Origin of the sequence: Arthrobacter sp. EPSL27, assembly GCF_001512305.1 — a bacterium.
Lineage (GTDB): Bacteria > Actinomycetota > Actinomycetes > Actinomycetales > Micrococcaceae > Arthrobacter.
In genome coordinates, this window is the sequence record NZ_LNUT01000005.1 from 1,385,537 (window position 1) to 1,398,855 (window position 13,319).

Sequence of the window (13,319 nt, forward strand, 5' to 3'; positions counted from 1 at the left end):
ATGCGGGTGGTCATCGCTCCGGACAAGTTCAAGGGCTCGCTGTCCGCCCCGGAGGTGGCCCTGCGCCTCGAAGCAGGACTCCAAGCGGCCACCGGCTCCAACCTGGAGGTGCTCCGGATTCCCGTGGCCGACGGCGGCGAGGGAACCCTCGACGCCGCCGTCGGCTCCGGCTTCGCCCGGCGCAGCGCCCTGGTCAGCGGGCCCACCGGGCAGCGGATCCGGGCGGAGTTCGCGGTCCGCGGGCGGGAGGCTGTCATCGAGATGGCTGCGGCCTCCGGGCTGGCGGCACTCCCGGGCGGCACGGGTAGTTCCGGCGGCGCTGGTAGTTCCGGCGGCGCTGGCGGCCGGCCGGATTCCGCCAGCGCCAAGAGTGCCACCAGCCTCGGCACCGGCGAGCTGATCCGGGCGGCACTGGACGCCGGCTGCCGGCAGATCATCCTCGGCGTCGGCGGCAGCGCCAACACCGACGGCGGCGCCGGTGTCCTGCAGGGGCTAGGCGCCCGGCTGCTGGACGCCGCCGGCCGCGAACTCCCGCCGGGCGGCGCCGCCCTCGCGGACCTGGACCGGATCGACTTCTCGGGCTTTGATTCCCGGCTGGACGAGGCCCGCTTCGTCCTGGCCAGCGACGTGGACAACCCGCTGCTCGGAGCAGGCGGCGCCCCCGCGGTCTTCGGCCCGCAGAAGGGCGCCACCCCGGCGGACGTGGCCATCCTCGACGCCGCCCTGACCCGCTTTGTGGACGTCCTCGCCGCCGAGATCGGCCCCCGCGCGCTGAAGGCGGCCGAGGCTCCCGGCGCCGGCGCGGCAGGCGGCGTGGGCTATGCGGCCATCGCGGTCCTGGCCGCGACGCGCAGGCCGGGCATCGACGTCGTGCTGGAATTCACCGGGCTCGCCGACCGGCTGGCCGGCGCGGACCTGGTGATCACCGGAGAAGGCAGCCTGGACGAACAAAGCCTGCTCGGCAAAACACCGGTTGGCGTGGCGCGGGCTGCAGCGCGCGCCGGGGTGCCGGCGGTGGCCGTCTGCGGCCGCACCACGCTCACTCCGGAGCAACAGAACAATTCCGGTTTCCGGCAGGTCTACCCGCTGACCGCGCTGGAGGCCAAGGTAGAACTATGTATAGCCCAGGCAGGGCCGCTGCTCGAACAGCTGGGAAAGCTGATCGGCGCGGACCTGGCCGGCCTCACCCTGGCTGGCAACCACCCGGCAAACACTGCTGGCACAAAGGAGCCCCTGAATGTCTGACGAAAGCTTTGACCTGGTCATCCGGGGCCGGCGCGTCCTCACCACCGCCGGCATCGCGGCCCGTGAGGTGGGCGTGCGCGGCGGCAAAATCGTGGCCCTCGAGCCGCTCGGCAACGGGCTTGCCGGCCGCGAGGTGATCGAGCTCGCGGACGACGAGACTCTCATCCCCGGCCTGGTGGACACCCATGTCCACGTCAACGAGCCCGGCCGCACCGAGTGGGAGGGCTTCGCGTCCGCCACCCGGGCCGCCGCGGCCGGCGGTGTGACCACCATCATCGACATGCCGCTGAACTCCATCCCGCCCACCACCACCGTGGAAGGGCTCAAGCTCAAGCGCGAGGTGGCCGAGGACCAGGCGTTCGTGGACGTCGGGTTCTGGGGCGGCGCCGTGCCGGGCAACAAGGCGGAGCTGCGCGCCCTGCACGACGAGGGTGTGTTCGGGTTCAAATGCTTCCTGCTGCACTCCGGCGTGGACGAGTTCCCGCACCTGGACGCGGACGAGATGGAGGAGGACATGGCCGAGCTCAAGTCCTTCGACTCCCTCATGATCGTGCACGCCGAGGACTCCCACGCGATCGACCGTGCGCCCCACCCCGGCGGCGACCACTACGCCACCTTCCTGGCGTCCCGGCCCCGCGGCGCCGAGAACAAAGCCATCGCGGAGGTCATCGAGCGCGCCCGCTGGACCGGTGCCCGCGCCCACATCCTGCACCTGTCCTCCTCCGACGCCCTCCCCATGATCGCGACGGCCAAGCGCGACGGCGTCCGCCTCACCGTGGAGACCTGCCCGCACTACCTCACGCTGATGGCCGAGGAAATCCCCGACGGCGCCACCGCCTACAAGTGCTGCCCGCCCATCCGTGAGGCCTCCAACCGCGAGCTGCTGTGGAAGGGGCTGGAGGACGGAACCATCGACTGCATCGTCTCCGACCACTCCCCGTCCACCCTTGACCTCAAGGACCTGGACAACGGCGACTTCGCCGTGGCGTGGGGCGGGGTCTCCTCGCTGCAGCTGGGCCTGTCCCTGATCTGGACCGAGGCCCGGCACCGCGGCATCCCGCTGGAGCAGGTGGTCTCCTGGATGGCCGAGAAGCCCGCCGCCCTGGCCCGGCTCACCACCAAGGGCCAGCTGGCCGTCGGGTACGACGCCGACTTCGCGGTCTTCGCGCCGGACGAAGCCTTTGTGGTGGACGTGTCCAAGCTCAAGCACAAGAACCCCATCACCCCGTACGACGGCAAGGCGCTCTCCGGCGTGGTCCGCAAGACATACCTGCGCGGGCATGAGATCGACGGCCGGACCCCGGGCGGAAAGCTCATCCGCCGCGGCGGCGTCTAGGGGAACGCCATGGCTGTCCAGGTACATTCCCCGCGCGGCATGTGTTTGCCGGGTCCCGGGGCACGCACCAACGCGGCCCCGGCGCTGAAGGCCCACGGCCTGGCGGTTTGGGTTGCACCGGGCCACGGGCCGGACATTGACGAAGCCGTGATGGCGCGCGCCGCGGAACTGCTGCTGGCACGCGCCCTGAAGATTGCCCCGGAGGCGGAAGTCCACGCTTGGCCCGCCGCCGGGGCTGCAACCTCCGCTGCCCCGGCCCTCCCCCAAGGAGGGGCGGAAGCCACACCCGGCAGCGGAACCCGGGAGCCGACTGTGGCTTCCGGTGCCGCGGACTTTCCGGAGGACTCCCCGGAAGCTGGCGGCGGAACCCTGCTCCCGCCGGCGGCAGGTCCCGACACCCTGGTGTGCGTGGACCTGGCCGCCGGCGAGGTGCAGCTGGACGGCCGGCCGGTGGCGCTGACCGGCGTCGAATTCAGGCTGCTGCGCTATCTCGTGGAGAACTGCTCGCGCACGGTCAGCCGGGAGGAGCTGCGGCTGTTCCTCGAATCATTCGACTCCTCCGCGGCGGCCTCCCGTTCCATCGACGTGTACGTGGGGCGGGTGCGGCGCAAACTGCGGCGCGGCCGGCATGCGATCGCCACGGTCCGCGGCGGCGGCTACCAGTTCATGCCCGGGCCCCGGACCAAAGTGCGCGGTCCGGCGGAATACAGCATCTGAACCCGTGGTTGTGCCTCAGCAGACCCCCAGCGCCACAAAACCGACCCCAACAGACCCCCGGAGGATCCCCATGAGCACGAACCTGACCGTCAAGCTGCAGCCCGGCACCCCTGCCCCGGAGTTCACACTCCCGGATGCCACCGGCCAGAAGGTTTCCCTGGCCGATTACCGCGGCAAGAACGTCATTGTGTACTTCTACCCGAAGGCCGCCACCCCCGGCTGCACCACCGAGGCCTGCGACTTCCGTGACAGCCTGGCCTCGCTGCAGGGGTCCGGCTACGAGGTGCTGGGCATCTCGCCCGACGGCCCCGAGGCCCTGGCCGAGTTCACGGGAGACTTCGCACTCACGTTCCCGCTTCTGTCCGACGAGGACCACGCCGTGGCGCTGGCGTACGGCGCCTGGGGCGAAAAGCTGGTCAACGGCGAGGTCACCGAAGGCATTGTCCGCTCCACCGTGGTCCTGGACCCCGAGGGCAACGTCCGCCTGGCGCAGTACCAGGTCACGGCGCAGGGCCACGTCGCGGCGCTGAAGGAAGCCCTCGGCATCTGACGCCTCCGGCTACGGCTTGGTGCCCGCCACGATGGTGGCCGTGGACCGCAGCCGGATGGCGCCGTCGTGCTCGTAACGGCTCAGCATCTGGAAGACGTCCGAGCGGATCAGCTCCCGGGATTCCTGGTCCGCCCGCGCCAGGCCCACCGCGGCGGTGGTGGCGATGTCGGTCATGAACTCCCAGTACAGCTCCGGCGACGCCTTGACCAGGTCCGTGCTGACCTTCCGCTCCCGCACATCCACCAGCCCGGCGTCCCGGAAAATGCGGGTCATGAACCCCTGGGCGGCGCAGCGGAACAGCCCGGGGGTGCCCGACGGCGGCACCTGCAGCTCGGTGTGTCGGGCGATGGTGCCGAGGATCAGGCTGGCCCATGGGTTCTCGGCGGCACGGCCCCAGACGGCGGCACTGATCCGGGCGCCGGGCCTGGCCACCCGCGCCATCTCTCCCACCGCGGCGGACATCCGGGGAAAGAACATAAACCCGAACCGGCACAGGACGGCGTCGAACGATCCGTCGACAAACGGCAGCGCGGCGGCGTCCCCGACGGCGGGATGCACGTTCGACAGCCCGCGTGCGGCAGCTTTCTCCACGGCAACCCGCAGCATCCCCGCGGACAGGTCCAGCAGGGCCACGCTTCCGTGCGGCACAAGCACGGCAGCGGTGAGGCCCGGCTCTCCGGTTCCGGCGGCAACGTCGAGGACCACGTAGTCCGGGCCGAGCCGGGCTTCCTCGATGACGGCGTCGCCGAAGGGGGCGTGCCAGCCGAGAAGTTCAGCGTCCCATTTCCGCCAGCCGGCGGAGAACTCGTCCCAAGTGCTGCGCTGGACGTTTCTGACTTGTTCGGCGATCTGCTCGGCTGAGGCTGACATGGCGCTCCTTGGCTGGTCCGTGCCCTCCCCCACCCCTAGTGTGCTCCCGCCGCATCGGCCGTAGCAATGCCTCCAGGGGCAGTAGGCTTAACGGCATGTCTACCCCCGAAATCTCCGGCACCCCAGACGAGCAGCACGTCCCCGAACGGCGCGAGATCACTGTGCGCCGGGCGCCGAAATACGTGCCGTTCCTGGTGCTGGGCGGGCTGGTCGGCTTTGGAGTCGCCGCCTTCCTCGCGTACGGACTTCCGGGCGATGAGAGCTTCGACTCCGGCGCGGTGTTCGGCTTCTTCATGATCCTCTGCGGCGCCGGCGGCGTGATCCTGGGCGGCATCGTCGCGCTGGTCCTGGACCGGATGAGCGTGCGCCGGGCCAAGCGCGCCGTCGTCGAGTCGGTTCCGGATTCCGAGCCGGACGCCGAGGACCGGCCGGGGGCCTGAACGGCCGCAGTCCGGAACCCCCTGAGGTCATAAACCGGGCGCCGGGAAAGTCCTAGCGCACAACGTGAGATAATCGACCAGTGGCACGCGGCGATGGAAAACTTTCTCATGACCTTCTCTCTGGCGAAAAAGGCCCGCAGGACGCATGTGGCGTCTTCGGAGTCTGGGCTCCCGGCGAAGAGGTGGCAAAACTCACCTACTACGGGCTGTACGCGCTGCAGCACCGCGGTCAGGAGTCGGCTGGCATAGCCACCAGCGACGGCAAGCGGATCAACGTCTACAAGGACATGGGGCTTGTCTCCCAGGTCTTCGACGAGACCACGCTGAACACCCTGACCGGGCACCTGGCCGTGGGCCACTGCCGGTACTCCACCACGGGCGCCAGCCACTGGGCCAACGCGCAGCCCACCCTGGGCGCCACTGCGACCGGCACCGTGGCGCTGGCGCACAACGGCAACCTGACCAACACCGCCGAGCTCAAAGCCATGATCGTGGACCGCAACGACGGCCAGCTCACCGGCGAAATGAAGCAGGGCAACACCTCGGACACCGCCCTGGTCACCGCCCTCCTGGAGGGCGAAGAGGGCAAGTCGCTCGAAGAGACCGCGATGGACCTGCTGCCCAAGATCAAGGGCGGCTTCTGCTTCGTCTTTATGGATGAGGGCACCCTCTACGCCGCCCGCGACACCTACGGGATCCGCCCGCTCTGCCTGGGCCGGCTGGAACGCGGCTGGGTGGTGGCCTCCGAGCAGTCAGCCCTCGCCACCGTCGGCGCCAGCTTCATCCGGGAAATCGAACCCGGCGAGTTCATCGCGATCGACGAGGACGGGGTCCGGTCCCAGCGCTTCGCCGAGGCGACGCCGGCCGGCTGCGTCTTCGAATACGTCTACCTCGCCCGCCCGGACGCCTCCATCGCAGGCCGCTCCGTGTACGAGTCCCGGGTGGAAATGGGCCGCCAGCTGGCCCGCGAGAACACCCAGGAAGCGGACCTCGTCATTCCGGTCCCCGAATCCGGCACCCCCGCCGCCGTCGGCTACGCCGAGGAATCCGGCATCCCCTTCGCGCACGGCTTCGTCAAGAACGCCTACGTCGGCCGGACATTCATCCAGCCGTCGCAGACCCTGCGCCAGCTGGGCATCCGGCTCAAGCTCAACGCCCTGGAATCCGTGATCCGCGGCAAGCGCGTGGTGGTGGTGGATGACTCGATCGTCCGCGGCAACACCCAGCGCGCGATCGTCCGGATGCTCCGCGAAGCCGGCGCCGCGTCCGTGCACGTGAAAATCTCCTCGCCGCCCGTGCAGTGGCCGTGCTTCTACGGCATCGACTTCGCGTCCCGGGCCGAACTGATCGCCAACGGCGCCACCATCGAGGAAATCTCCCAGGCGATCGGCGCCGACTCGCTGGCCTACATCTCCGAAGACGGCATGATCGACGCCACCCGCCAGCCGCGCGAACGCCTCTGCACCGCCTGCTTCACGGGCAAGTACCCGATCGAGCTCCCGGGCGCCGACAAGCTGGGCAAGAACCTGCTCGAACGTTCCGACCCTGTCGGACAGCTCGGCGGACTTCCCGCCGCCGGCACGGCAGGCGCCAAACCTGCCGCCGCCCCCGCTGCGGACGCCTCCGACGACGTTCCCGCCCCCGACGCCGACCCCGCCGCGAAGGCCGGGGCGACGGGCTGCGATCCGGGACCCGACGCCGAATTCGAAGAACTGCTCACCGATGCCGACCGCGTCACCACAGCCGACAAGAAAGAGCCAGTATGACTTCCGCCTCCCCGGCCGCTGACATGAACGCCGCCCAGAACGCCGTTGGCATCACCTACGCCTCCGCCGGCGTCGACGTCGAAGCGGGCGACCGCGCCGTCGAACTCATGAAGGACGCCGTCAAGGCGACCCACAACTCGTCGGTGATCGGCGGCGTCGGCGGCTTTGCCGGCCTGTACGACGTCTCCAAGCTGCTCACCTACAAACGGCCGCTGCTGGCCACCTCCACCGACGGCGTCGGCACCAAGGTCGCCATTGCGCAGGCCATGGACATCCACGACACCATCGGCTTCGACCTCGTCGGCATGGTGGTCGACGACATCGTGGTGGTGGGCGCCGAGCCGCTGTACATGACCGACTACATTGCCTGCGGCAAGGTTGTCCCGGAGCGCATCGCGGACATCGTCCGCGGCATCGCAGCAGCCTGCTCCGTTGCCGGCACCGCCCTGGTGGGCGGCGAAACCGCCGAGCACCCGGGTCTCCTGGGCGAGCACGAGTACGACGTCGCCGGTGCCGCCACCGGTGTTGTCGAAGCCTCCGACCTGCTGGGCCCGGACCGCGTCCGCGCCGGCGACGTGGTGATCGGTATGGCCTCCTCCGGGCTGCACTCCAACGGCTACTCGCTGGTGCGCCGCGTCATCAACCACGCCGGCTGGGCCCTGGACCGCCACGTGTCCGAATTCAGCCGAACCCTCGGCGAGGAACTCCTGGAACCGACCCGCGTCTACGCTGCCGACTGCCTGGACCTGGCCCGCACCTTCCCGGTGGACGGATCCGCGGCCGGCCGCGCCGTGCACGGCTTCAGCCACGTCACCGGCGGAGGCCTCGCCGCCAACCTGGCCCGCGTCCTGCCGCAGGGTTTGGTGGCCACCGTGGACCGCGCCACCTGGCAGCTCCCCGCCATTTTCCGCCTGGTCGCCGAGCTGGGCAACGTCCCGCTGGCCGACCTGGAGCGCACGCTGAACCTCGGTGTGGGCATGGTGGCGATCGTTTCCCCCGAGGCGGCCGACGCCGCGGTGAACCGCCTGAACGAGCGCGGCCTGCCGGCCTGGGTGATGGGCACCGTGGAGAACGACTCGGACGCGATCATCAAGACCGGCCCGGACTACGTCCAAGGCGCCAAGGGCGTCGACGGCGGCGCCGTCCGGATGGTCAACGCCTACGCCTAGTCCCCACCGGCTCCCAGCCTTCGCAAGCTCAGGCAGGGGCCCTCGCCGGCGTGGGCCCAACCGGCTCCCAGCCTTCGCAAGCTCAGGCAGGGGCCCTCGCCGTTAGACCTCCAGGACGCTGAACACTCCGCCCTGGGGGTCCGCGAGGGTGGCGATGGTGCCTGCTTCCTCGGCGTCGTCCGCCTCGATGAGGACGGTGCCGCCGGCCGCCACCGCCGCTGCGACCGCAACGGCGGCGCTGGGCACCCCGAAGTACACCTGCCACCCCGGTTTCAGTGTGTCTTCGGCATCGGCCGGGACCGCGGCAATCCCGGCCACCTCCACCCCGTCCACCATCAGCGTGGAGTACTTGCCGCCGTCGTCCTGCGGGTATTCAGTCACACCGTGTCCGAACACGTGCTGGAAGAATCCGACGGCGGACTGCGGCTCCGGCGTCAGCAGTTCGGCCCAGGTGAGGGCACCGGCTTCCCCGCCGCGCGCGGTGCCGAAGTGGCTGCCGGCCTGCCAGGCGCCCGTGGTGCCGCCGCCGGGCGGGGCGAAGAAGACCATCACCCCGGTGTCGGCCACGGCCTCGGGGCCGAACTCCAGGGTCCCGCCGGCGTGGACCAGATTCTCGGCCAGCTCCCCGGCGTCGGGCGCGGCGAAGTAGACGTTCCACTGCGGCTGGGCCCCGGCCGCCAGCTGGTGCGGGTTCTGGGGCGCGATCACGGTGACCAGGTCATCGCCCAGGAACGCCTGCGCGTAGCTGCGCCCGTCCGGCGTGGGACGGTCCTCGAACCGCCAGCCGAAGACCGCGGCGTAGAAGGCTTTCGCCGCCTCGACGTCGCTGGTCTGGAGGTCCGTCCAGCAGACCTCGCCTTCAGTGAACCCCGTGCGCAGTGTCATGGCAGATCCTTCCGGGAAGTGGGGGCGGTGCCGGATAGTGGGGGCGGTGCCGGATAGTGGAGCGGAGCCCGGACGCGGGCAGCAGAAAACCCGCCGGTCACGCCCGTTCCGGGGAGTGGCCGACGGGCCTGAAATCATGTGGTCGGCAATCCGCTGACGGAAGTGCATGCCGGAAAGAAGTGTCGACTAACCTATGCGACGGGTGTGGACCTCGTCGTCGTCCTCTTCCACATCGTCCGCGTACTTGTCCACGTAGGCCGAATAGTCCGGCTCAACCGGCTCATTCGAGAAACGGCTCGGCGCACGCTCTGAGCTCTTGAGCTCACGCTGAAGCGCAGAGTAGTCAGTGTTCGGGGAATAGTACTTAATATCCCGAGCCTGCTTGGTAGCTTTTGCCTTTTGACGGCCGCGCCCCATGGCGTGACCCCCTTTTGTACTCGGACCGGAGGTGGTCACCATTGGCGTTAGTGAGGCCCCGGAATGTTTGGTCAATTTGTCGTACACCTAGATTACATGCTTTCTGCTGCAACTGCTCCCCGGGGCGGCCGCCGTGGACAGTGTGGCGCGCACCGCGGCCCGCGACGGCGTCCCGGCGGCATGCAGCCCGCCCGGCAACTTAGATAGAGTTCCTAAGTGGACTTCCGGATACGGGTCCTGCCGCCGCGCGTCCAGCCGCGGCCAAGACGCACGAAAGTGGTGAGTTCCCAGTGACCGAAGAGAACGAAAGGCACGGCGACGCCGGCAAGCCTGCGGTTCCTCCTGCCGGCGGACCCGGCGAACGGTCCGCCCCCTCTGCCATTCCGCCGCGACCGTCGACGCCGCCTACATCCGCGACGCCGATCGTGCCGGCCGCCGCGCCCGTGACACCGCCGCCAGCGGCCGAACCGGCTGCCGCACCCCGCACGCCCCCGGAAGCGGCCCAGCCCGCCGAGCCAGCCACTGAACCAACCGCCGAGCCGGCAGCCCGGCCCGCCGCGGGAACCGCCGGCGCCCTCGCCGGAGCCGGCAAGGCAGCCTCGGACAAGACGGCGCAGCTGGGCGGCTGGGTGCGCAGCCAGAGCCTGGCGAAGCTGGGCGCCGCGGCGGCCGGCGTCGTCGTCATGGGTGTCCTTATCTGGTGGCTGACCTCCCTGGGCGGCAGCAGCAACCGGCCCGTCGCGGAGGCATCCCCCGCCGCGGCCGCCACGTCGTCCGCGCCCGCACCCCGGGCCGCTCTCCCGCTGGAGGGCGTGGGCGCGCTGGACTTCCAGCCGGGCGACTGCTTCAAGGACTTCGACCCGGAGGCCCCGCAGTCCACCATCGTGGACTGCTCCTCGGGGCACTCGGCCCAGCTGATCGCGGTGCACCACTACCAGGAATCGGACAGCTACCCCGGGTTGAATGCGTTGAAGGACAAAGGCCGCGAGACCTGCCGCAGCGCGCAGCTGACCGCCGCCGCCACCAACTACGAGCTGAAACAGCGCAACGCCTACCCCAGCTCCTCCAGCTGGGACAACGGCGACCGCCGGGTGGACTGCTACGTCACCGCGGACTCCGGGAACGTCATTATGGAATCGCTGATCCCCTAGGGACACCCGGGCCAAGTAAGCCCCAAACAGGAACTGCCAGCCGGACCACGTCCGGCTGGCAGTTCCTTTTTCATCGCACGGGAGGCTCCCCGGCTGCGGGCCTACACCTTGCGGCGGACGGAGAGCCCGCCGCCCGTGGGGGCGCCGTCGGGCCGCTCCCCGGCGTGCACACCATCCATTGTGAGCTCCGTGAGATCGGGCGCGGTATCCACCAGCACGGTGTCGCCGTCGGCGATCTCGCCGGCCAGGATGGCCTTGGCCAGCCGGTCGCCGATTTCGCGCTGCACCAGGCGGCGCAGCGGCCGGGCGCCGTACGCCGGGTCGAAGCCGGTGACGGCGAGCCAGGCGCGGGCACCCTCGGTGACCTCGAGGTTGAGCCGGCGTCCCTTGAGGCGCTCCCCGAGTTCCTTGACCTGCAGCTCCACGATCCGAGACAGTTCCTCGACGCTCAGCGGGTCGAACAGCACCACCTCGTCCAGCCGGTTCAGGAACTCCGGCTTGAAGGAGGCATGGACCGTGGCCATGACGGCCTTCTTCTTGGCCTCGGCATCCAGGCCTGGGTCCACCAGGAACTGGCTGCCCAGGTTCGAGGTGAGCACCAGGATCACGTTGCGGAAGTCCACGGTGCGGCCCTGGCCGTCGGTGAGGCGGCCGTCGTCGAGCACCTGCAGGAGGATGTCGAAGACCTCGGGGTGGGCCTTCTCCACCTCATCCAGCAGCAGCACGGAGTACGGGCGGCGGCGGACGGCCTCGGTGAGCTGGCCGCCCTCCTCGTAGCCGACGTAGCCGGGAGGGGCGCCCACCAGCCGGGCCACGGAGTGCTTCTCCGAGTATTCGGACATGTCGATGCGCACCATGGCGCGCTCGTCGTCGAACAGGAAGTCGGCGAGGGACTTGGCAAGCTCGGTCTTGCCGACGCCGGTGGGGCCGAGGAACAGGAAGGAGCCGGTGGGCCGGTTGGGGTCGCTGACCCCGGCGCGGGCGCGGCGGACGGCGTCGGAGACCGCGGTGACGGCTTTGGACTGGCCGATCAGCCGTTCGCCCAGGACGTGTTCCATGTCCAGCAGCTTCTGGCTCTCGCCCTGCAGCATCCGGCCGGCGGGGATGCCGGTCCAGGCCGAGATCACCTCGGCGATGTCGTCCGCGGTGACCTCCTCGGCGACCATCAGGTCCTGCTTGGCGCCGCCGCCGGCCACCCGGGCCGATTCCGCTTCGGCGGCCGCGGTGAGCTCCCGCTCCAGGGCGGGAAGTTCGCCGTAGAGGATCCGTGAGGCGGCCTCGAGGTCGCCCTCGCGCTGGAACTTCTCGGCGGAGGAGCGCAGCTCGTCGATGCGGGCCTTGAGGTCACCCACCCGGTTCAGGCCGGCCTTCTCGGCCTCCCAGCGGGCGTTGAGCGCCGCCAGTTCCTCCTTCTTGTCCGCCATGTCCGCGCGGATCGCGGCGAGCCGTTCCACCGACGCGGGGTCGGTCTCGTTGGCGAGGGCCAGCTCCTCCATGGTGAGGCGGTCCACGGAACGGCGCAGCTGGTCGATCTCCTCCGGGGCGGAATCGATTTCCATGCGCAGCCGTGACGCGGCCTCGTCCACCAGGTCGATCGCCTTGTCCGGCAGCTGCCGGCCGGAGATGTAGCGGTTGGAGAGGGTGGCGGCGGCGACCAGCGCGGAGTCGGCGATGGCCACCTTGTGGTGGGCCTCGTAGCGTTCCTTGAGGCCGCGCAGGATGCCGATGGTGTCCTCCACGCTCGGTTCCCCGACAAAGACCTGCTGGAAGCGGCGCTCCAGGGCGGGGTCCTTCTCGATGTTTTCGCGGTATTCGTCCAGCGTGGTGGCGCCGATCAGCCGGAGCTCGCCGCGGGCCAGCATGGGCTTGAGCATGTTGCCGGCGTCCATGGAGCTGTCCCCGGACGCGCCGGCGCCCACCACGGTGTGGATCTCGTCGATGAAGGTGACGATCTGGCCCTCGGAGCCCTTGATTTCCTCCAGAACAGCCTTGAGCCGCTCCTCGAATTCGCCGCGGTACTTGGCGCCGGCCACCATCGAGGCGAGGTCCAGCGCGATCAAAGTCTTGCCGCGCAGGCTTTCCGGGACGTCGCCGGCGACGATCCGCTGGGCCAGCCCTTCGACGACGGCGGTCTTGCCGACGCCGGGCTCGCCGATGATGACGGGGTTGTTCTTGGTGCGGCGGCTGAGCACCTGCACGATGCGGCGGATCTCGGCGTCGCGGCCGATCACGGGGTCCAGTTTCCCGGAGCGGGCAATGGCAGTGAGGTCGGTGCCGTACTTCTCCAGCGCCTGGAAGGAGTTTTCGGGGTCCGCGTTGTCCACCTTGCGGTCGCCGCGGACGCCGGGCAGGGCGGCGACCAGGGCCTCGTGGGAGGCGCCGGCGTCGCGCATCAGCTTGCCGACGGCGTCGCTGCCGGATGCGAGCCCCAGCAGGAGGTGCTCGGTGGAGACAAAGCTGTCGCCGAGCCGCTCGGCCTCGGTCTGGGCGGTCTTGATGGCCTGCAGGGCGGTGCGGGACAGCTGGGGCTGCTGCACGGAACTGCCGGAGGTGGCCGGAAGTGCTTTGATGGCGGTGCTGGCCTGGACGCTCACCGAATCGGGGTCCGCCCCGGTGGCGCGCAGGAGCGCGACGGCGACGCCCTCGCGCTGGTCCATCAGCGCCTTGAGCAGGTGGGCGGGTTCAAGCTGGGGGTTCCCCGCCGTCGAGGCGTTCATGGCGGCAGCCGCGAGAGCCTCCTGGCTCTTGGTGGTGAATTTGGCGTCCAAAGAGA

At 70.0% G+C, this 13,319-nt stretch carries 12 protein-coding genes; 8 read left to right on the forward strand and 4 right to left on the reverse strand.

From position 1 onward, the window contains the following. From AR539_RS17345 to bcp, 4 genes are all read left to right on the forward strand, one after another. Positions 1–1,245, forward strand: a complete 1,245-nt coding sequence (locus AR539_RS17345) for a glycerate kinase (protein ID WP_066439602.1) — start codon at positions 1–3, stop codon at positions 1,243–1,245. Next, positions 1,238–2,581, forward strand: a complete 1,344-nt coding sequence (gene allB, locus AR539_RS17350) for an allantoinase AllB (RefSeq protein ID WP_066439604.1) — start codon at positions 1,238–1,240, stop codon at positions 2,579–2,581. The genes AR539_RS17345 and allB overlap by 8 nt, the downstream gene beginning before the upstream one ends. Before the next feature lie 9 nt (positions 2,582–2,590). After that, entirely contained in the window at positions 2,591–3,298 is a 708-nt protein-coding gene (locus AR539_RS17355) for a winged helix-turn-helix domain-containing protein (RefSeq protein WP_066439606.1), read from the forward strand. Between the two features lie 70 nt (positions 3,299–3,368). Then, positions 3,369–3,848 (forward strand): thioredoxin-dependent thiol peroxidase, encoded by a 480-nt coding sequence (gene bcp, locus AR539_RS17360; RefSeq protein WP_066439610.1) that lies wholly within the window; start codon positions 3,369–3,371, stop codon positions 3,846–3,848. Between the two features lie 9 nt (positions 3,849–3,857). Here bcp and AR539_RS17365 read toward each other — a convergent pair whose 3' ends face one another. Further along, the gene (locus tag AR539_RS17365) at positions 3,858–4,718 is read right to left on the reverse strand and encodes a methyltransferase domain-containing protein (RefSeq protein WP_066439612.1); all 861 of its coding nucleotides are present in this window, start codon (positions 4,716–4,718) and stop codon (positions 3,858–3,860) included. A 95-nt stretch (positions 4,719–4,813) separates the two neighbouring features. Here AR539_RS17365 and AR539_RS17370 point away from each other — a divergent pair, with 95 nt between their 5' ends. From AR539_RS17370 to purM, 3 genes are all read left to right on the forward strand, one after another. Next, positions 4,814–5,158, forward strand: a complete 345-nt coding sequence (locus AR539_RS17370; RefSeq protein ID WP_066439613.1) for a hypothetical protein — start codon at positions 4,814–4,816, stop codon at positions 5,156–5,158. An 80-nt stretch (positions 5,159–5,238) separates the two neighbouring features. Continuing rightward, entirely contained in the window at positions 5,239–6,924 is a 1,686-nt protein-coding gene (purF, locus tag AR539_RS17375) for an amidophosphoribosyltransferase (protein WP_066439615.1), read from the forward strand. Further along, the gene (purM, locus tag AR539_RS17380) at positions 6,921–8,093 is read left to right on the forward strand and encodes a phosphoribosylformylglycinamidine cyclo-ligase (protein ID WP_066439617.1); all 1,173 of its coding nucleotides are present in this window, start codon (positions 6,921–6,923) and stop codon (positions 8,091–8,093) included. The genes purF and purM overlap by 4 nt, the downstream gene beginning before the upstream one ends. A gap of 102 nt (positions 8,094–8,195) precedes the next feature. On the opposite strand, the gene AR539_RS17385 is transcribed toward purM, so the two are convergent. Next, entirely contained in the window at positions 8,196–8,978 is a 783-nt protein-coding gene (locus AR539_RS17385; RefSeq protein WP_066439619.1) for a VOC family protein, read from the reverse strand. Positions 8,979–9,164: 186 nt separating this feature from the next. After that, positions 9,165–9,395, reverse strand: a complete 231-nt coding sequence (locus AR539_RS17390; RefSeq protein ID WP_066439621.1) for a DUF3073 domain-containing protein — start codon at positions 9,393–9,395, stop codon at positions 9,165–9,167. A 290-nt stretch (positions 9,396–9,685) separates the two neighbouring features. On the opposite strand from AR539_RS17390, the gene AR539_RS17395 reads away from it, so the two are divergent. Next, positions 9,686–10,546: a septum formation family protein gene (locus tag AR539_RS17395; RefSeq protein WP_066439623.1), complete on the forward strand. Its 861-nt coding sequence runs from the start codon at positions 9,686–9,688 to the stop codon at positions 10,544–10,546. A 101-nt stretch (positions 10,547–10,647) separates the two neighbouring features. Here the strand turns inward: AR539_RS17395 and clpB are convergent, their stop codons facing one another. Beyond that, positions 10,648–13,314 (reverse strand): ATP-dependent chaperone ClpB, encoded by a 2,667-nt coding sequence (gene clpB / locus AR539_RS17400; RefSeq protein WP_066439624.1) that lies wholly within the window; start codon positions 13,312–13,314, stop codon positions 10,648–10,650. Between the last annotated feature and the right edge of the window lie 5 nt (positions 13,315–13,319).